Below are 20,922 nucleotides of genomic sequence, written 5' to 3'. Positions count from 1 at the left end.
CGCATGTCTGAACCTGAACCCAAATGGAAGAAGAAGGTCGCCGCGCTGGTGCTCGTGGGCAGCCTGGTCGGCGTCGCGACCGTCTCGCTGACCATGTTCTCCGGTGGCTTCACCGACAGTGAGCCGGTGACGGTGACCGCCGACCGCGCGGGTCTGGTGATGGACCCCGACGCCAAGGTGAAGATGCGCGGCGTCCAGGTCGGTCGCGTCGCCTCTATCGGTCAGGAGGGCGACCAGGCCAAGCTCGAGTTGGCGATGGATCCGGCCTCCATGCACCTGATCCCGTCGAACGCACAGGTGGAGATCAAGTCCACCACCGTGTTCGGCGCCAAGTACGTGAACTTCGTTGTGCCGGAGAACCCGTCGTCGAGCTCGCTGTCGCCCGGCACCACCATCGAGGCCGACTCGGTGACCGTCGAGTTCAACACGCTGTTCGAGAACCTGTCGACGCTGCTGCAGCAGATCGAGCCGGAGAAGCTCAACGCCACCCTCGGCGCGATCTCCGAGGCACTCAACGGCCGCGGGGACCAGCTCGGCCAGCTGCTGGAGGAGACCGACCAGTACCTGAAGAAGGTGAATCCCGCACTGCCGCAGCTGCAGCGCGACCTCCAGGCCGCCTCGACGGTCACCAACGTCTACGCCGACGTCACGCCGAACCTGATGCGGTTGCTCGACAACGCGACCGCGACCAGCGGCACCATCGTCGACGAGCAGGCGAACCTGGACCTGCTGCTGATGAACGTGACCGGTCTGGCGAACAACGCGAACGGCGTGCTCACCGAGAACGAGGCCAACCTGACGAAGGCGTTGGCGGACCTCAAGCCGACGACCGAACTGCTCGGGGAATACTCGCCGTCGATCGCCTGCCTGCTCACCGGGCTGGCCAAGACGCTTCCTGCCGCCAACGAAATCTTCGGTGGTCTGCAGCCCGGCATCGCGTTGAGCGCGAGCTTCGTATACGGCACCGAGCCGTATACCTACCCGAAGGACCTGCCGAAGGTGAATGCGACCGGCGGCCCGAATTGCGCAGGCCTGCCCGACTTCGACCCCAAGCGCGACGGCAATGCGAACTTCCTCGTCGCCGACACCGGGACGGTGCCTTACGTGCCGTCGACGAAGGTCAGCACGAACATGCCCAAGGTCTTCCAGCTGCTGTACGCGGGCGTCTACCCGGAGGGGGGGAACTGATGCGGCCGACCACCGTCAAACTGCTGATCTTCACCACAGTGATGGCGTTGATCTTCGCCGGCCTGGCGATCGTGTTCAGCCAGTACCGATTCAGCACCTCGAACTCCTTCACGGCGCAGTTCACCGATTCTTCTGGTGTGAAGCCGGGTGACAAGGTGCGCATCGCAGGCGTGCCGGTCGGCTCGGTGAAGGGCGTGAGCATCGACGGAGACAACCTCGCCGAGGTCGACTTCAACGTCGACAGCCAATACGAGCTCTTCAAGAGCACCAGGGCCACCGTGCGCTACGAGAACCTGGTCGGTGACCGGTATCTCGAGCTGCTCGAGGGCGCCGGTTCGATGGAGCAGCTCGACGACGGCGGGACCATCCCCGAGGATCAGACCTCGCCCGCGCTCGACCTCGATCTGCTACTCGGCGGGTTCAAGCCGCTGCTCAAGGGCCTGGACGCGGAGCAGGTCAACGATCTCTCCGGCGCGTTGCTGCAGGTCTTCCAGGGCCAGGGCGACACGCTGGTCTCGCTGCTCGGCAGCACCAGCTCCTTCACCAAGACCCTGGCGGACCGGGACGAGCTGATCGGCGAGGTGATCACCAACCTGAACACCACGCTCGGAACCATCAATGACAAGGGCGACCAGTTCTCCACCACGATCGACCAACTCCAGCAGCTGGTGAGCGGGCTCGCGAAGGACAGCGATCCGATCGGTAACGCGATTCCGCAGATCGCCACGGCCACGGGCGATCTCGCCGAGCTGTTGCAGGGCGCACGCCCGGACCTGCAGTCCACCATCATCGAGGGGGGTCGCGTCGTCAACCAGCTCGACCTGGGCAAAGCCGACCTCGACTGGGTGCTCGGGGAGCTGCCCGGCGCGTACAAGAAACTGATCCGAGTGGGCGCCTACGGCGGGTTCTTCCAGTTCTACACGTGCAGCGTGCAGTTCAAGTTCTCCGGACCGGACGGTAAGGACCTTCGGGTCGGCCTCCCCACGACTCCGACTCAGACGACAGGGAGGTGTGCGGCCAAGTGACGAAGCCACGCGAAAGAGACCCCGTTCAGATCGGGATCATCGGCCTCGTAGTCGCCGGCTCCCTGGTGATTGCAGGTATGCAGTACGACCAGCTGCCGTTCATCTCCGGCGGCGGCCAGTACACCGCGCATTTCGCCGACGCGGGCGGACTGATGACCGGGGACGAGGTCACCGTCTCGGGCGTCAACGTCGGCACCGTGGACAAGATCGACCTCGACGGCCCGCAGGTGCTGGTCACCTTCACCGTCCAGGACGGGATCGCGCTCGGCGACGAGACGAGCGCGGCGGTCAAGACCAACACCATCCTCGGTCGCAAGTCGCTGAAGGTGACCCCCGCGGGAGGCGGGACGCTGCGCAAGTCCGAGACGATTCCGGTGGAGCGCACCAACTCCCCGTACTCGCTCAACGATGCGCTCGGCGATCTGTCGAACACCGTCGCGGACCTCGACACGGATCAGCTCAACAACTCGTTGAACGCGATGTCCGACACGCTCCAGGACACCCCGCCCGAGCTGCGGACCGCGCTGGACGGGGTCACCCGGCTCTCGGCGAGCATCAATTCGCGCGATGAGAGCTTGCGCGAGCTGCTTCATCGGGCCGAGGGCGTGACCGGCATCCTGGCGACACGGAGCGACCAGATCAATGCCCTGTTGGTGGACGGCAACCAGCTGCTCGGCGAGCTCGACCGCCGACGGAATGCGATCAGCGAGCTGATCGTGAACACCTCCGCGGTGTCGCGACAGCTCAGCGGGCTGGTGCAGGACAACCAGGAACAGATGAAACCGACTCTGGAGAAGCTGAATTCGGTGGTGGCGGTGCTGCAGGAGAACAAGGAGAACATCGGGAAGGCCCTTGACGGGCTCGCCCCGTATGCGACCGCCCTCGGCGAATCCGTCGGCAGCGGACCGTTCTTCATGGCGTATGTCGCGAACTTCAGCGTCGGCCAGTTGACCCAGGCCTTCTCCGACTCGCTGGTGTGGCCCGAGCACGTGCCTTCTGACCTGCAGAACTTCCCGCCGCTGACCGTCACGCCCGTGGACCCGAACCGATGAGCGCCCCGATGACGAACCGCAAGAAGTGGATCCTGCGCGGTGTATCCGCCGCTGTGGTGATCGCCGCGCTGGTGGCGGGCACCCTGTTCCTGTTCCCTGGGCTCGGGAAGAACCGGATCACCGCATACTTCCCGACGACCACCGGCATCTACCCGGGCGACGACGTGCGGGTGCTCGGTGTGACGGTCGGCAAGATCGCCAGCATCGACCCCGAGGGCGAGAACGCGCGCGTCGAGATGGACGTCGATTCGGGCGTGGACATCCCCGCGGACGCCAAGGCGATCATCGTGGCACCCAGCCTGGTGGCGGCGCGCTTCATCCAGCTGACGCCGGTGTACACCGGCGGTGCGACGATGGGCGACGACGCCGAGATCCCGGTGGAGCGCACCGCCGTTCCGGTCGAGTGGGACGAGATCAAGGCGGAGCTCGCCAAGCTCTCCACCGCGCTCGGGCCGGAGGGTGGCGCCGACCAGGGCTCCCTCGGCCGGTTCATCGACACCGCCGCTGACAACCTCGAGGGCAACGGCGAGAGCATCAACAAGACCCTGCGCGAGCTCTCGGACACCATGCACACCCTCTCGCAGGGCCGCACGGACCTGTTCACCACCATCCGGAACCTGCAGGCCTTCGTGAGCGCGCTGTCCGCGAGCAACCAGCAGATCGTGCAGTTCAGCGGCCATCTCGCGTCGGTGTCCTCGGTTCTGGCCGACAACACCGACGAGCTCGGGGTTGCACTCGCAGACCTCAACGTTGCGATGGGTGACGTGCAGCGGTTCGTCAGCGACAACCGGGCAGTTCTCACAGAATCTGTGGAACGGCTGGCCGATGCCACCCAGGTGCTGGCACAGAAGCGGCCGGAGATCGAGCGGGTGCTGCACATCGCGCCGAACGCACTGGCGAACTTCAACAACATCTATCAGCCCGCATTGGGTTCGGTGACCGGCGTGATCGCGGCGAGCAATGCGAACAACCCCATCAACATGATCTGCGGCATGATCGAGGCGCTCGAGATGAACGATTCCGACAAGAGCGCCGACCTGTGCGCGCAGTACCTGGGTCCGGTGCTGAACTCGGTGAAGATGAACTACCCGGGGATCCTGACGAATCCGGCGACCGGCGTCGCGGCGCACCCCGACCAGTTGACCTTCAGCCCTCCGAGCCTCGAGAACCAGATCCCGGCGCGGGCCGCCAAGTCGACGATGAAGCCCATCGCCGGGCCACTCGCCGGCCTGCCGACGATCAACGTGCCCAAGGATCTCGAGTCCTTGCTCAAGCCGGGAGGTGGCCGATGACACGCACCAGCACCCACCGCCGGGTCGCGATCGGATCGATCGCGTTCGGGCTGACGCTCGCCCTCACCGGATGCGAGTGGACGGGCCTGAACTCGGTGCCCATGCCCGGGACCGAGGGAACCGGGGACGGTGCCTACTCGGTGAAGATCGAGATGCCGAACGTGACCACCCTGTCGGAGAACTCGCCGGTGCGGGTGAACGATGTCACGGTTGGCACCGTCGACGACATCGAGGTGCAGAATTGGCACGCGGTGGTCACCGTCTCGATCAACGAGGACGTCGTGCTGCCCGCGAACGCAACCGCGAAGATCGGCCAGACCAGCCTGCTCGGCTCGCAACACCTGGAGCTGGCGCCGCCGGTCGGGATCGCCCCGGAGGGCACCCTCTCCGACGGCGACGTCATCCCGATGGCACGCGCGGGCGCCTATCCGACCACCGAGCAAACGCTGTCCTCACTCTCCGTCGTCCTCAACGGCGGCGGTCTGGCCCAGATCAACGACATCACAAGGGAACTCAACGCGGGCCTGGTCGGCCGTGAGGACTCGATCCGCGATCTGCTTCCGCAGCTCGACCAGCTGGTCGGCAGCCTGGACCGTCAGCGCGGCGAGATCGTCTCCGCGATGGAAGGCCTGGACCGGCTGTCTACCAACGTCAACCAGCAGACGGCGACGTTGACCGCCGCGCTCGACGGCATCCCGCCCGCACTCGAGGTGCTCGTCGGCCAGCGGCAGAACCTGACCGACGCACTGCTCGCACTGGGCAACCTCAGTGCCACGGCCACGCGGGTGATCAACGAGAGCGGTGACGACCTCAAGGCGAACCTGCACGCGCTGGTGCCGCTGCTGACTGAGCTCGCCAGCACGGGCACCGCGCTCACCGATTCGCTGTCGATCCTGATCACGTACCCATTCCCGCTGAAGAATCTGGACCAGGCGATCCGAGGCGACTACGCGAACCTGATGATGACGGTCGATATGACCAACAAGCGGCTGGACAAGAACTTCCTGACCGGTACCGGACTCGGTGGCACGCTCGGCGGCGTCGAGGGCGCGCTTGGTAAGACAGCCGGTGTGGCCGGGCAGTCGACGAACCCGCTGCAGAGCCCCACCCCGAAGCCGCCGGCCAAGCCGGCCGCGGCGCCCGCACCCGCCCCGCAGATCCCCGGCCTGCCCCAGATCCAGCTCCCGCAGATCCCCGGCCTTCCGCAGCTAGGAGCGCCCAAGCCATGATGCTGTCGAAGTTCGTCCGCGTTCAGCTGGTCATCTTCTCGATCCTCACGGTGATCGGGTTGTCGGTGATGGCGACGCAGTACGTCCAACTCCCCGCCCTGTTCGGGATCGGTCGGTACGACGTCACCGTCGAGCTGTCGTCCACCGGCGGCCTGTACCCGCACGCCAACGTGGCCTACCGCGGGACCAATGTGGGTACCGTCGACGAGGTGGTGCTCACCGAGTCCGGCGTGGACGCGAAGCTGTCCATCGGCAGCAAGTACAAGATCCCGGCCGACGTGGACGCGGCGGTCAAGAGTGTCTCCGCCGTCGGCGAGCAGTACGTGGACCTCATCCCGCGCGAGGACTCCGAGCCCTACCTGTCCGACGGGGACGTCATCCCCGAGGACCGGTCCTCGGTGCCGCAGGAGGTCGGTGCGCTGCTCGATCAGGCCAACACCCTGGTCAAGAGCGTCTCCAACACCCAGCTGAAGCTGGTGGTCGACGAGGCCTTCAAGGCGTTCAACGGCACCGGCCCCGAGCTGCAGCAGCTCATCGACTCGGCGCGGCTGTTCGTTCAGGAGGCCAATGCGAACTCGGACGCGACGTTGCAGCTGATCGACCAGATCGGCCCGCTGCTCGACACTCAGGTGGTCAGCAGCGACGCGATCCGGTCCTGGACAAAGAACCTGGTGACGTTCTCCGATCAGCTGCGGGCCAGCGACCCGGACCTGCGCGCCATTCTGGATAAGGGCCCCGGTGCCGCCGCGGAGGCCAATGCGCTGTTCCAGGACTTGAAGCCGACGCTTCCATTGCTGCTCGCGAACCTGGTCAGCGTCGGTGAGGTCGGCGTGATCTACAACAAGAGCATCGAGCAGGTCCTGGTGCTCTACCCGCCGATCACCGCCGCTCTGACGACGATGGCGCTCTCGGGTCCTCGAGACGAGGGTGGGCTGGTGAACTTCGCCCTCGAGGTCAACGATCCGCCGCCGTGCACCACCGGGTTCCTCCCGCCCGACCAGTGGCGACCGGGTAACGAGGTGTCCACGCCGGACACCCCGCCCGGCCTGTTCTGCCGGGTGGCGCAGGACGATCCCAGCACCGTGCGCGGTGCCAGGAACAGCCCCTGCATGGAGTTCCCCGGCCGCCGGGCGCCGACCCCGGAGGAGTGCCGCACCGGGTACGTCCCGCTGGGCAACAACCCGCCCAACGGGCCGATCATGCCGCCGAATGTACCCTCGTACACGACAGTTCCCAGCTCCTATGACGAGTCGGTGGAGGCGCCGGTGACGGCGCGGCCCTACGACCCGAAGACGGGCAAGTACACCGGCCCCGATGGTCGGCTGTACACCCAACCGGCATTGGCGTCGGGGGGCTCGTCCGGAAAGGAGTCGACGTGGCAGACGATGATGACCGGTCAGCAGAGCTGACCAACGCGAACAAGCCGGCTCCCCGCAGGCGCGCGAGCCGTAGCGCGGGGCCCCCGGTGGAAGACCGGGCCGAAGCGACGGTCGTGACGACAGTCGCGGCGACGACGGAGACGGCTGAGGTCGCCTCCGAGCAGAGCGCGCCGCAGACCGATGCGGAGAAGGGCACGCCCAAGGCGGCCGAGCCCGAGCCGGCTGCGGATGCCGAGTCGGCAGCGGATGCCGAGCCGGAGGACGCCGAGCCGGCCGCGAAGGCCCCCCGTCGCCGTCCGACGGTCCCCATGGTCGTGGCGGGCGTGCTGGTGCTTGCGCTGATCGCGGCCGGGGTCGTGCTGCTGTTCGACAGGAACGCTGCCAACGATCGCGACGCCAAGCGGAACGCCTACGTGCAGACCGCCCGGCAGACCGTGCTGAACCTGACCACGATCAAGCCGGAAACCGCCAAGGAGGACGTCGACCGCATCCTCGCGGGCGCGAGCGGCGACTTCAAGGCCGAGTTCGACGGCCGCCAGGACCCCTTCGTCAGCGTCGTGAAGGAGGCCTCCGTCACCACCGAAGGCCAGATCATCGAGGCCGGACTCGAGCGCGAGGACGGTAACAAAGCGCAGGTGCTGGTCGCCGCGCGGGCCAACGTGACGACGCCGGATCAGTCCCAGTCGGGACCGCGCGACTTCCGTATGCGCGTGACGGTGACGGACGACGGCGGGACCATGACGGCGTCGAAGGTGGAGTTTGTGCCATGAGCGAGGACAAGTCGACCGAGCAGGTCACCGAGGACAAGTCGACCGAGCAGGTCACCGAAGACAAGTCGACCGAACAGGCCGCCGAGGACAAGTCGACGGAGACGGTCACCGACGCACCGGCCGAGCCGGGTACCGCGGAGGTCACGCGACGCAGTATGCGGCGCACCGTGCTGGCGGCTGTCGCCGCGGCGCTGGTGATCGCCCTGGCCGTGGGTGTCGGGGTGCTGTTCTACCAGCACCTCCAGGACAACAAGACCGAGCAGGCGCGGACCGACGCGGTGGCGGCGGCGGGCGAGCAGGCCGTCGCGATGCTGTCCTACAACTACAACACCGTGGACGCCCAGCTCGCCGAGGCCGCGGACGGCCTCACCGGGTCGTTCAAGGAGGACTACAACACGCTGGTGGCGGAGGTGATCGCGCCCGGTGCGAAGGAGAAGAAGCTCACCGTGCAGGTCACGGTGCAGGGCGGCTCCGTCGTCTCGGCCGACCCCGACGACGCCGTCGTGCTGCTGTTTCTGAACCAGATCACCACCAGCGCCGACGCCCCCGACGCGGCCACCACCGGCAGCCGGGTGCGGATGGAGATGCACAAGGACGGCGACCGCTGGCTCACCGGTCGGCTAACCCCGGTATAAAGGCTCTTCCGACTTGGTGGGGGTCTGGTGTGACCGATCAGGATCGTGTTGGTGATTGATCGAGGGCTCGCGCCCTTGTGAACTGGGTGTTCCTACACATCCAGACAACAAAGGCGCGAGCACGGCAGTGTCCATGCGGTCGAAGGGCTGGGTGACCACGGCTCCACGCGACATCAAGATCGGACCGGGACCGCCCGAATCGGTGCCCGAGATCCCGCCGCGTGCTCGGGTGACGATGCGAGCGAAGGCGAAATGGGAGACCTGCGCCGAGACGGGGAAAGCGGACTGGGTTGACCGCTGGGACATCGGACTGGTCGACATCACGGGGAATCAGGGCCTGGGGGCGCAGTTCAACGGTCGCACCTCGGGGTCGGTCACCGACTGATTCGGTCAGCGCGACGAGCGATGGAAGGCCGCCATCACGCACGTCGCAATCGACATGTCCGGGGAATCCGCGAAGGCCGTGCGTGAGGCTTTGCCGCACGCACAACTGAGAGTGACGTCGACAGGATCAACCGTCGCCGGCTGCTGCGGGCAGCTGAGAGGCTCACCGTCGAGCAGCGTGCGAAGTTGTTCGAGAAGTTGACATCTGCGGATCCGAACGGCGACATCGCCGCCGCATAGATCGCGAAGGAACTGCTGCGGGATATGTTGGCCTGCAACGACAATGGCGGCCTTCGTCAGGAGATCCGAGACGCCATGCATCGCTTCTACACGTTCTGCGCGGCATGCTCGGCTGCACCCGTCAGTCACGACGGGCGCCATCCAGGGCCAGACAGCTCCGCCCCTGCTAAGTCGGAAGAGCCTGTTTGTCCTCGAATCGGCCCAGGAGGACAACGACTGGGACGTTGTTGCTGCGCGTGAGTTGTTTCCGGACGAGAGAGCCTGTTCGACCGGTCTGGACGAGCTCGCTCGCGAGCGGGGTGTGTGCGCGACGACGTTGATGCGGCAGATCCTGGGGGCTGGGGTGGCCGAGCTTGATTCGCCCGCGGCCGTGTCGCTGGCCGATGTGCAGCGGGCGATCGCGTCATTGGCACGTCCGGCCTGTGCCCAAGGACCAGAACCAGAAAACCACTGATCCCGCGCCGCCTATGCCGGCGCGGGATCAGTGGGGAAGCATTGAGGCTAAAGGCCATCTCCCACAGACGGCTTGTCCGCAACAGCGACGATATAGTCAAGCCAAGGGGCCCAAAGCGCGGCTCCTCTTTGGCCGTAAAAGCTCCGAATCAACGGATTAATTCGCCTCATCTCTGGCTGCCTGAGCTTGCGGCTGACATATTCCGCATATTGCGGGTAGACGTGATCACGGATGGAGTAGACGCTCACATCTTTGAAGCCGGCTGCTACGAGCGCTTGGCGGTATTCCTCCGCATTGGTGTGATTCTGGCGGCCAGTCGTGAATATGCCGTGCACTATTTTTTCCAGGGGACGGAACCGGCTGGACCTGCTCGAAACATGCTCATTTGCGAGCGGCACGACGTCGGCGGTCACCAGCCGGCCGCCAGGTCCCAAAACTCGGAATGCTTCATCGAAGAATCGTGAACGCGACGGAAAGTGAAGCGCTGATTCGAGCGCGGTCACTTTCGTTGCGGAAGCGTCGGACTGAGGCAGATCACTTGCGGACCCGTGCATATACTCGACGATATCGCTGAGCCCTAGTTCGGCGGCCCGTTTGGTCGCGATCTCGACCTGTTTCACTGAAATATTCACGCCTGTAATTCGTTTCGGGCCGAATTCATCCGCCCAGAGAAAATCTTGATCGCCGAATCCGCAGCCGACGTCAACCACCACATCGTCGGACCCAAGGCCCGCTTCGGTCGCTACCAACCGAGCCAACGCCGCGCCCGCTTGATCGAAAGTTTGGGGATTATCTTTCCAGTAGCCCAGGTTGAAGAATAGCGATTCCTCGCCAAGCCAGTTTGATGCAGTGAAAATATCGTCGTATACCCGGCTGAATCGATCAGGAATCGCGGGCACGAAGGCCAAGGATGCAAACCACCCCCATTCGCGAACCCATCGCAAATTGCGTCGGGTCGAGCTTTCGGAGTCACGAAATTCCATAACGGTCATGGTTTTGCCCCCCTCAGGCGATGGACCCCAGCCGATATGCGGGGCCACTCGCCGGATGCTAGCAGTCTGTGCACACCGTCGTCGGGTTATCTGCAGTCGCTTTTTGAGCGACAGTTCGGGGAGGGGGCTTCCGGGCTGGGGATGGCGCCACCCGACCTTTTTCAGGAGGCGAGTGATCGCCGAGTTCACGAAGTCTGGTGTCCGCCAGGCACTTCGGGCCGAATGCTTGCATCGGACAGGAACGTGTTCTATTTTGATGAAGTGGTCTCTTACCGGCCCAACGATCCTGCCGGGCACGGGCGAGACGACTTCGGGGGATCGACCGTCCCTGCGCGAGTACACCCGTTCTGACTTTCGGGTTTCAGCTCGCCAGTTCGGCCAGATCTGAGGGGTGGGAAATCAGGTATGGGGAGTCATATGTCGGCGATCGCGGCGTTTCGGAGACATGATGCCTACGCCCGTCGTTGTGAATGCAGTGTCGACCTTTTGGTGGCGACCGCTCAGCACGAAATGTGGCCGGCTCGTCAGCCGAATCTGAGTTCATCGGCCTACGCCTCGGCAAACACCTAGGAATTAGGGCCTGGATCCGTACGACCACACATCGCAAACCAACTTCACTCGACTCAATAGGGGATTGGTATGACTCGGCTGTATCCAGGGCGCGCTGAGCTTCTCAACGATGAGCCTGAGCGGACGCAACCGATCGATGGACAGGTCATGAGCCAGCCGATTGCGATAGTGGGTACCGGCTGCCGGTTTCCAGGCGGTGTGGAGTCGTCCGAAGACCTGTGGCAGTTGGTAATTGACGGTCGTGATGGTTTGACAGATTTTCCGACAGACCGCGGCTGGGACCTGGAACACCTGTACGACCCAGAGCCGGGTGTGCCAGGCAAGTCCTATGTGCGCGTGGGCGGATTCCTCCATCAATCATCCGAGTTCGACGCCGAGTTCTTCGGGATCAGTCCGCGCGAGGCGTTGGCGATGGACCCTCAGCAGCGAGTACTGCTGGAAACCGCATGGGAGGCGCTGGAATCAGCGGGCATCGACCCATCGGCACTACGCGGAAGCGACACCGGAGTGTTCTGCGGGGTGATGCACAACGACTACGGCGCCGGCGCCGGCGGGCAGGTTCCCGTCGACGTCGAGGGCTATCGATTGACTGGCGGTTCATCCAGTGTGGTGTCGGGTCGGGTGTCGTATGTGCTGGGGTTGGAAGGGCCCGCGGTATCGGTGGACACTTCGGCCTCGTCATCGCTGGTGGCGCTGCATCTGGCAGTCCAGGCGTTGCGGTCGGGGGAGTGTGCGCTGGCGCTGGCCGGTGGTGTGACGGTGATGTCCACACCCGCGACGTTCGTCGAGTTTTCCCGGCAGCGGGGGCTCGCTGTCGATGGTCGGTGTAAGCCGTTCGCCGAAGCCGCCGACGGAACGGCGTGGGGTGAGGGCTCGGGTGTGCTTGTGCTGGAGCGTTTGTCGGATGCCCAACGCAACGGGCATCGGGTCCTGGCGGTGGTGCGGGGTAGCGCGGTCAATCAGGATGGTGCGTCCAATGGGTTGACCGCGCCGAACGGGCGCTCCCAGCAGCGGGTGATTCGGCGGGCGTTGGCCAATGCCGGGGTGTCCGCGGCTGAGGTCGATGTAGTCGAGGCGCACGGCACCGGCACCACGCTGGGTGATCCGATCGAGGCGCAGGCGTTGCTGGCCACCTACGGGCAGGACCGGCCGCAGGATCGGCCGTTGTGGCTGGGCTCGGTCAAATCCAATATCGGGCACACCCAGGCGGCTGCCGGTATGGCCGGGGTGATCAAGATGGTGCACGCGCTCCGTCGAGGAATTCTGCCCAAGACGCTGCACGTGGATACGCCGTCCACAAATGTGGATTGGAATGCCGGGCGGGTGGAACTGCTCACCGAGCAACGCGACTGGCCGATGGTCGATCGGCCGCGTCGTGCTGCGGTGTCGGGGTTCGGTGTCAGTGGTACCAATGCCCACGTCATTCTCGAGCAGGCACCGGAGTCGGTGGCCGAACCGGTGACCGACCCGGTGACCGGTGGGGACGGGTCGGTGCTGTGGGTGGTGTCGGGTCGGACGCAGGAAGCGTTGGCGGGGCAGGCGGATCGGTTGTCGCGTTATCTGCTCGAACGTCCTGATGTGGACCCGGTGGATGTGGCGGCGACCTTGGCGGGTCGGTCGCGGTTCGAGCAGCGTGCGGTGGTCGTGGGCGGGGACCGAGCGGCGTTGTTGGGGGGCTTGGCGGCGGTGGCCCAAGGGTTGGCTGGTGATGGTGTGGTGTCGGGGACTGCACGGGCACATGGCAAGACGGTGTTGGTGTTTCCGGGTCAGGGTGCGCAGTGGTTGGGGATGGGGCGGGGATTGTCGGCTCAGTTTCCGGTGTTCGCGCAGAAGATGGCCGAGTGCGATCGGGCGTTCGCTCCTTTGGTGGAGTGGTCGTTGCTGGATGTGCTTGCCACTGACGATGCGGGGTGGCTCGAACACGTGGAGATCGTGCAGCCGGTGCTGTTCGCGGTGATGGTGTCGCTGGCGGAGTTGTGGCGTTCGGTCGGCGTCATACCCGATGCGGTGGTGGGTCATTCGCAGGGAGAGATCGCCGCGGCTCATGTCGCGGGCGGCTTGTTGCTCGAGGATGCCGCCCGGATCGTGATCCGGCGGTCGGCGGCGTTGGCGGTGTTGGCGGGTCAGGGCGCGATGGCGTCGGTGTTCGCGTCGCGGGAGCGGGTCGAGGAGCTGCTCGAGGGGTTCGATGGGTTGACGGTGGCGGTGGTCAATGGCCCTGGGTCGACGGTGGTTTCCGGTGCGAGCGGGCCGTTGGAGTCGCTGTTGGGTGAGTGTGAGCGTCGTGGTATTCGTGCCCGGCGGGTGGCGGTGGACTACGCCTCGCATTCGCCCCAGATCGACCAGCTCCGTGATCACCTGATGCAGACACTGACCACAGACCGGACACCACCACTCGAGACCGGATCGTCGCGGGCGGCGTTCTACTCGACTGTCACCGGCACGGTTCTTGATCCGGCCGGGTTGGATGCGGACTATTGGTACCGGAATCTGCGGGACACGGTATGTTTCGAGCAGGCGGTGCAGGCGTTGCGCGGGGACGGGTACACCGTGTTCGTCGAGGCGAGCCCGCACCCGTTGCTGGGTGTCGACATCGAACAGATCTGTGAGGCTTCGTCTTCCGACGATGGCCGGGACCCGGTGATCGTGGGTTCGTTGCAACGCGACCAGGACACTGTTCTCGCGTTCACCCGCTCGATGGCTCACTTGGATGTGGCGGGTGTGGGCGTGGTGTGGGACGCGGTATCGGGGGGTCGTGGGCGGCGTGTGGAGTTGCCGGGTTACGCGTTCCAGCGTCGCCGGTATTGGTTGAGTTCGTCGGGGGTCGGCGATGCGGAGTCGTCGGGGTTGTCAGAGGTCGCCCATCCGCAGGTCCGTGGCGTCGGGGGAGTTGTGGGAGGTCTGCGGCAGCGGTTGGCGGGACTGACCGACGCCGAACGAAAAACGTTGGTGCTAGACACTGTTCGCGGTCAAGTCGCCGCCGTGCTGGGCCACGACAGCGGCGCGGCCATCGACGCCGGCCGCAATTTCCGGGATCTGGGCTTCGACTCGCTCACCGCGGTCGAGGCACGCAACCGGCTGAACACCGTCACCGGCTTGGGGTTGCCCGCGTCCCTGGTCTTCGACTATCCGACACCGGACGCGGTGACCGCGCACATCCTCACCCAGCTCACCGACACCGATGTCGCTACGGCATGGGAATCGGTGTCGGTGGTGTCGTCGTCGGAGCCGGTGGCGATCGTGGGCGTGGGGTGTCGGTTTCCGGGTGGGGTGACTTCCGCGGAAGAGTTGTGGCAGTTAGTGGTTGACGGGCGTGATGTGATCTCGGAGTTCCCGACCGACCGCGGATGGGGCGGGGTGTTCGATCCGGCGCCGGGTGTGGCGGGCAAGTCGTACGCGAATGCGGGCGGATTCCTTTATGACGCGGCCGAGTTCGACGCCGGGTTCTTCGGGATCAGTCCACGTGAGGCGATCGGGATGGACCCCCAGCAGCGGATCCTGCTGGAAACTGTATGGGAGGCAATCGAACACGCCGGTATCCGGCCTGCGACGCTGCGGGGCAGCGATACCGGCGTGTACGTCGGTGTGATCGACCAGTCCTACGGTGCCGGCGCCGGTGATGGTGACGGGGTCGGGGATGGCGGGTTCACCGGTGTGACAGCGAGTGTGGTGTCGGGTCGGGTGTCGTATGTGTTGGGGTTGGAAGGCCCGGCAGTATCGGTGGATACGGCGTGTTCGGCGGGTTTGGTGGCCTTGCATCAGGCGGCGGCGGCGTTGCGGTCGGGAGAGTGCTCGCTGGCGCTGGCGGGTGGTGTGACGGTGATGGCGACGGCGGGAATGTTCGTCGAGTTTTCGCGGCAGCGGGGGTTGGCGCCGGATGGGCGGTGTAAGCCGTTCGCGGAGGCGGCTGACGGGACGGCGTGGGGTGAGGGCTCGGGTGTGCTGGTGCTGGAGCGGTTGTCCGATGCGCAACGCAACGGGCATCAGGTGTTGGCGGTGGTGCGGGGTAGCGCGGTCAATCAGGATGGTGCGTCCAACGGTTTGACCGCGCCGAACGGGCCTTCGCAGCAGCGGGTGATTCGGCGTGCGTTGGCCAATGCCGGAGTGTCTGCGGCCGAGATCGATGTGGTGGAGGCGCACGGCACCGGCACCACGTTGGGTGATCCGATCGAGGCGCAGGCGTTGCTGGCGACTTATGGTCAGCGTGATAGTGATTCGGAACCGGTGTGGTTGGGTTCGGTGAAGTCCAATATCGGGCACACCCAGGCGGCTGCCGGTGTGGCCGGGGTGATCAAGATGGTGCAGGCCCTGCGCCACGGGGTGCTGCCCAAGACTCTGCACGTGGACGCACCGTCCTCGCATGTGGATTGGACTGCGGGACACGCTGAGCTGCTGAGTCGGGCACGGGACTGGCCGGAGGCCGATCGTCCGCGACGGGCCGCGGTATCGGCGTTCGGTATCAGCGGCACCAATGCCCACGTGATCCTCGAACAGGCACCGGTGAGCGAGCCGGCACCGCAACGACGGACACCGATCGATGGGTCGGCGCCGGTGGCGTGGGTGGTGTCGGCGCGGACCCGGGATGGGTTGGCGGAGCAGGCGGCTCGGTTGTCGACCTATCTGAGGCAGCGTCCGGATGTGGATGCGATGGATGTGGCCGCGACGTTGTCCGGACGGTCGCGATTCGATCATCGTACGGTGATCGTCGGCGGGGATCGGGCGCAGTTGCTGGGCGGGCTCGACGCGGTGGCACGGGGGCTACCCGCCGGCGCCGCCGATGCTGGTGCGGTGGTGTCGGGGGTTGTCGGTAGACACGGTAAGACGGTGTTGGTGTTCCCGGGTCAGGGTGCACAGTGGCTGGGGATGGGGCGGGAGTTGCTGGTTTCCTCGCCGGTGTTCGTGCAGGCCATGACCGAGTGTGATCGGGTGTTCTCCACGTTGGTGGACTGGTCGCTGCTCGAGGTGCTCGACGGCGGCAAAGGTGCGCCCTCGCTGGAGCGTGTCGAGGTTGTGCAGCCGGTGTTGTTCGCGGTGATGGTGTCGCTTGCGCAGCTGTGGCGTTCGGTCGGTGTGGAACCCGATGCCGTGGTGGGTCATTCCCAAGGAGAGATCGCCGCAGCCCATGTGGCCGGTGTGTTGTCGCTCGAGGATGCCGCCCGGATCGTGATCCTGCGCTCGGCGGCGTTGACGGCGTTGGCCGGTCAGGGCGCGATGGTGTCGGTCGGGCTCTCGGTCGAGCAGGCGGAGCGACTGCTCGAGAGGTTCGACGGGTTGGCGGTGGCTGTGGTCAACGGCCCGGGATCGACAGTGGTGTCCGGTGACATCGGGCAGATGGAGTTGTTCCTGACCGAGTGTGAGCGACTCGATGTTCGCGCTCGTCGGATCGCGGTGGATTACGCCTCGCATTCTCCCCAGGTCGAACAACTCCGCGATCACCTGCTCGACGCACTCACCGAAATCCAGCCGCGTTCAGAAGTTTCCACCGGTCCGAGGGGTTCGTCGGGGGTGGTGTTCTATTCCACCGTCACCGGCACGATCCTGGACCCGACCGAATTGGATGCCGGGTACTGGTTTCGCAATCTGCGGGAAACGGTGCGTTTCGAGCAGACCGTGCGGGCATTGCACCGCGACGGATACGGCGTGTTCGTCGAGGCGAGCCCACACCCGCTGCTGACCGTCGATATCGAACAGATCTGTGAGGCAGCCGATCCCGGCAGCAGCATTCCCCCGAACAGCGATGACCCGGTGATCGTGGGTTCGCTGGTGCGCGGCGAGGACTGCGCGATCGCGTTCACGCGTTCGATGGCCCGGTTGGATGTGTCGGGTGTGGATGTGGTGTGGGATGCGGTGCGTCAGGGCCGTGGTTGTCGAATCGAGTTGCCAACGTACGCGTTTCAGCGTCGCCGCTATTGGTTGACCTCGACCGGGGCCGGTGACGCGGTGTCGCTGGGGTTGACCGGGGCCGGGCATCCGCTATTGGGTGCGGTGATGGCGTCCGCGGACACGGGTGCAGTGGTGTTGACTGGTCGGTTGTCGTTGGCGTCGCAGCCGTGGCTGGTCGACCACGCGGTCGGTGGGGTGGTGTTGTTCCCCGGTACCGGGTTCGTGGAGTTGGCGATGCGGGCCGGGGAGGAAGTCGGCTGCCCGGTGTTGCGAGACCTGACAGTGACGACCCCGTTGGTGTTGACCGCCGAGACCGGGGTGCAGCTGCAGGTCGTGGTTGATGGGCACGATGGGCAGGAGCAGGGTGTTCGGCGGGTGACGGTGTATTCCTGTGCTGCCGGGGAACCGCAGGCGGGGTGGGTCACTCATGCCGAGGGAATGCTCGCGGGACAGGGTATCGATTTCGCGAATTCGGTTGCCGCCGGCACGGTGTCGGAGGGCTTGGCGGTGTGGCCGCCCCGCGGCGCGGCGGCAGTGGCGGTGGACGATCTGTATTCGGTGTTGGCCGATCTCGGATATGACTACGGTCCGACTTTCCAGGGGTTGCGATCGCTGTGGCGTCGTGGTGAGGAGATGTTCGTCGAGGCTTCATTGCCGGATTCGGTGAGTGATGCGTCGGGGTTCGGGCTGCATCCGGCGCTGTTGGATTCGGTGCTGCATGCCACGGTGATGGCTACCGATGCCGGTGGCGAGGTGATGTTGCCGTTCGCGTGGTCGGAGGTGTCGCTGCACGCGGTCGGCGCGTCGGTGGTGCGGGCCCGGATCCGGCCGACCGATTCCGGTACCGGCGCGGTGGCGATCGAGGTTGCCGACATCACCGGGCAGTCGGTGTTGACGATTGGGTCGTTGACCTTGCGGCCGATGTCGCCGGGACAATTGGGCGCCGCGAGCACGCGTGAGCGGTTGTGCGCGGTGCAGTGGACACCGGCGCCGACTCCGCTCCTGAGTTCGGGCTCGGTGCCGGAGTCTCGGGTGTTCACCACGGTCGAGGAATTCTTGGCGTGGACGCGCGACGATACTGCGGCGGTGCCGCCGGTGGTGGTGCTGGACCGGCGCGAGATCGGCGGCACCGCTGAGGATGTGCCGCGGCGGGTGCATCGGGCGACCGGTGAGGTTCTGGTCGGGTTGCAGGCCTGGCTGGGTGAGTCGCGGTTCGCCGGGAGCATGCTGGTGGTGTCGACCTGCGGGGCTGTCGCACGCGAGGGTGAGCAGATCGTTGATCTAGCCGGTGCCGCGGTCTGGGGTTTGGTGCGTTCGGCGCAGTCGGAGGACCCGGGCAGGGTCGTGCTGGTCGACACCGATCACCCCGTCGACATACCGGGGGCGACTCTGGCCGAGGTGATGGCCTGTGGTGAACCCCAGGTGATGGTCCGCGGCGAGGTGCTGCACTTGGCCCGACTGACCCGGCTGACCGATTCGCTGGGTCTGGTTGTGCCCGAGTCGGTGTCGTGGCGACTGGAGGCCTGTGACGACACTGTCGACGGGCTCCGGCTGAACCCGTGCGGTGCTGCGGATCAACCATTGGGGCAGGGTCAGGTCCGTGTCGCGGTGCGGGCCGGTGGTCTGAACTTCAGAGACGTTCTCATCTGCCTGGGTACGGTGGCCGCGCAGAACACCCTGATGGGCATGGAAGTTGCCGGGGTGGTCGTCGAGGTCGGCTCGGAGGTGGAGGGCTTTGCCCTCGGAGACCGGGTGATGGGGCTGATCGAAGATGGTCTGGGTCCTTTGGTCGTGACGGATCAGCGATTGATCGTCCACATGCCCGAGGGGTGGTCGTTCGTCGACGCGGCCACGGTTCCGATTGTCTTCCTCACCGCCTATTACGGGCTCCGCGATTTGGCTCGGGCCCAGCCGGGAGAGACCTTGCTGGTGCACGCGGCTGCCGGCGGGGTGGGTATGGCGGCTACCCAGCTGGCCCGATACTGGGGAATCGAGGTATACGGGACCGCGAGCCAGGGTAAGTGGGACACCTTGGCTTCCATGGGGTTCGATGAGCAGCACATCGGTGATTCCCGGTCTCTGCAGTTCGGGGAACAGTTCATGACGGCCACGGGTGGTCGTGGTGTGGACATCGTCTTGGACTCGCTAGCCGGGGAATTCGTCGATACGTCTTTGCGGCTGTTGCCGCGTGGTGGTCGTTTCTTGGAGATGGGCAAAACCGACATACGCGTTAGCGGAGATATCGCCGCCCGCTATCCGGGAGTGGACTACCGTGCGTTCGATGTGTGGCATGCCGGGGCGGATCGGATCGCGGAGATGCTGGCCGATCTTAAGGCGATGTTCGACAAGCAACTGATCGTTCCACTGCCCGTCAAGACATATGACATTCGGCGTGCGCGTGATGCGTTCCGATACTTCAGTCAGGCACGTCATATCGGAAAGATCGCCTTGTCCATCCCAGCGGGTTCCGGTGGTGTGGATTCGGGTGTGGTGTCCGCGGTGTCGGCGGGCACGGTGTTGATCACCGGTGGCACCGGTGGGCTGGGGTCGATGCTGGCGCGGCATCTGGTGACCGATTACGGGGTGCGGTCGTTGGTGCTGGCCAGTCGCCGTGGCCCTGCGGCGTCGGGGGCAGCGGACTTGGTCACGGAGTTGACCGGGTTGGGTGCCCGGGTGCGGATCGTGGCGTGCGATGTCTCCGATCGCGGTGAGGTCGTGGAGTTGCTGGCCGCGGTACCCCAGGACGCGCCGTTGACCGGCGTCGTCCATACCGCGGGTGTGCTCGACGACGGAGTGGTGGTGTCGTTGAGCCCGGATCGGGTGGATGCGGTGTTGGCGGCCAAGGCGGATGCGGCGTGGCATCTGCATGAGTTGACCCGTGAGTTGGATCTGGCGTTGTTCGTGTTGTATTCCTCGGTCGCGGGTGTGTTCGGCACCCCGGGGCAGGGCAACTATGCGGCCGCGAACGCGTTCCTCGACGGGTTGGCCGAGTCTCGCCGTGGCGAGGGTCGGACGGCGGTGTCGATCGCGTGGGGTTTGTGGGCCGCGGGCACCGAGATGACCGGGCACCTCGGCGAGGCCGACACCACACGCCTGGGGCGGGGTGGAGTGGTGGCGATGTCGGACGAGCAGGGTTTGGCGTTGTTCGACGCCGCTGTGGCGCAACATCGCGCGGGTGTGGTCGCTGCCCGCGTGGACACAGCCTCGCTGGCTTCCGGTGCGCGCGCGGGCACTCTGGCTCCATTGCTCGAGGGCTTGCTGCCGGGAGTCCGTCGCGTCACCGGAGTTATGACGGGTCTGCGGCAGCAGTTGGCGGGACTGACCGAGGCCGAGCGAAAGGCGTTGGTGCTGGAAACTGTTCGCGGTCAGGTCGCCGCCGTGCTGGGCCACGACAGCGGCGCGGCCATCGATGCCGGCCGTAGCTTCCGGGATCTGGGCTTCGACTCGCTGACCGCGGTCGAGGCACGCAACCGGCTGAACACCGTCACCGGCTTGCGGTTGCCCGCGTCCCTGGTCTTCGACTATCCGACACCGGACGCGGTGACTGCGCACATCTTCACCCAGCTCACCGACACCGATGTCTCCGACTCTTTTTCGCGCCTGGAGAAAGAGGTAATGGATATGATCGCCGACAATAGATTGACCAATGAGTTCTACTCGAAGTTGTTGAACTTGACGCGAATCGCCAGTCGGGCGAATGAATCTCGGGATGCATCCCAGTCAGAAGACATCATGGCCATGAGTGATCAAACGTTACTTGATCTGCTAGAGGACGAATTCGGTATCTCGTAACTTCGCGAACACCGTTGATGTTCAGTCGATTTCATGC

Annotated in this window: 9 protein-coding genes and 2 pseudogenes; 10 read left to right on the top strand and 1 reads right to left on the bottom strand. The window is 65.5% G+C overall.

Features of this window, described 5'->3' with window-relative positions; translation table 11 throughout:
- The first annotated feature begins 3 nt into the window (after positions 1-3).
- From ABIC28_RS19290 to ABIC28_RS19250, 9 genes and pseudogenes are all read left to right on the top strand, one after another.
- A complete protein-coding gene (locus ABIC28_RS19290) occupies positions 4-1,188 on the top strand; it encodes an MCE family protein (RefSeq protein ID WP_354580366.1) in 1,185 nt (394 codons plus the stop codon).
- A complete protein-coding gene (locus ABIC28_RS19285) occupies positions 1,188-2,213 on the top strand; it encodes an MCE family protein (RefSeq protein WP_269589097.1) in 1,026 nt (341 codons plus the stop codon). The genes ABIC28_RS19290 and ABIC28_RS19285 overlap by 1 nt, the downstream gene beginning before the upstream one ends.
- Entirely contained in the window at positions 2,210-3,265 is a 1,056-nt protein-coding gene (locus tag ABIC28_RS19280; protein ID WP_354580363.1) for an MCE family protein, read from the top strand. Before ABIC28_RS19285 ends, ABIC28_RS19280 begins: the two co-directional genes overlap by 4 nt.
- Positions 3,266-3,273: 8 nt before the next feature.
- Entirely contained in the window at positions 3,274-4,557 is a 1,284-nt protein-coding gene (locus ABIC28_RS19275; protein WP_354580361.1) for an MCE family protein, read from the top strand.
- Positions 4,554-5,786 carry an MCE family protein gene (locus ABIC28_RS19270; protein ID WP_354580359.1) on the top strand — a complete coding sequence of 411 codons (1,233 nt, stop codon included), beginning with the start codon at positions 4,554-4,556 and terminating at the stop codon, positions 5,784-5,786. The genes ABIC28_RS19275 and ABIC28_RS19270 overlap by 4 nt, the downstream gene beginning before the upstream one ends.
- Positions 5,783-7,195 carry an MCE family protein gene (locus ABIC28_RS19265; RefSeq protein WP_354580357.1) on the top strand — a complete coding sequence of 471 codons (1,413 nt, stop codon included), beginning with the start codon at positions 5,783-5,785 and terminating at the stop codon, positions 7,193-7,195. The genes ABIC28_RS19270 and ABIC28_RS19265 overlap by 4 nt, the downstream gene beginning before the upstream one ends.
- Positions 7,162-7,935, top strand: coding sequence for an Rv1363c family protein (locus ABIC28_RS19260; protein WP_179800549.1), 774 nt, complete (start codon positions 7,162-7,164; stop codon positions 7,933-7,935). The genes ABIC28_RS19265 and ABIC28_RS19260 overlap by 34 nt, the downstream gene beginning before the upstream one ends.
- A 155-nt stretch (positions 7,936-8,090) precedes the next feature.
- Positions 8,091-8,570, top strand: a complete 480-nt coding sequence (locus tag ABIC28_RS19255; RefSeq protein ID WP_354580439.1) for an Rv1363c family protein — start codon at positions 8,091-8,093, stop codon at positions 8,568-8,570.
- Between the two features lie 130 nt (positions 8,571-8,700).
- Positions 8,701-9,317 (top strand): annotated as a pseudogene (locus tag ABIC28_RS19250) (transposase); the annotation flags it as partial.
- Positions 9,318-9,695: 378 nt separating this feature from the next.
- On the opposite strand, the gene ABIC28_RS19245 reads toward ABIC28_RS19250, so the two are convergent.
- A complete protein-coding gene (locus ABIC28_RS19245; protein WP_354580354.1) occupies positions 9,696-10,640 on the bottom strand; it encodes an SAM-dependent methyltransferase in 945 nt (314 codons plus the stop codon).
- 720 nt (positions 10,641-11,360) lie between these two features.
- On the opposite strand from ABIC28_RS19245, the pseudogene ABIC28_RS19240 reads away from it, so the two are divergent.
- Positions 11,361-20,885: pseudogene (locus ABIC28_RS19240) on the top strand (type I polyketide synthase); the annotation flags it as partial.
- Positions 20,886-20,922: the final 37 nt, after the last annotated feature.

Source organism: Rhodococcus sp. PvR044, assembly GCF_040548995.1.
GTDB classification, from domain to species: domain Bacteria; phylum Actinomycetota; class Actinomycetes; order Mycobacteriales; family Mycobacteriaceae; genus Rhodococcus_G; species Rhodococcus_G oryzae.
Note: the sequence above shows the minus strand (reverse complement) of the source record. Positions and strands in the feature narration are given on the sequence as shown.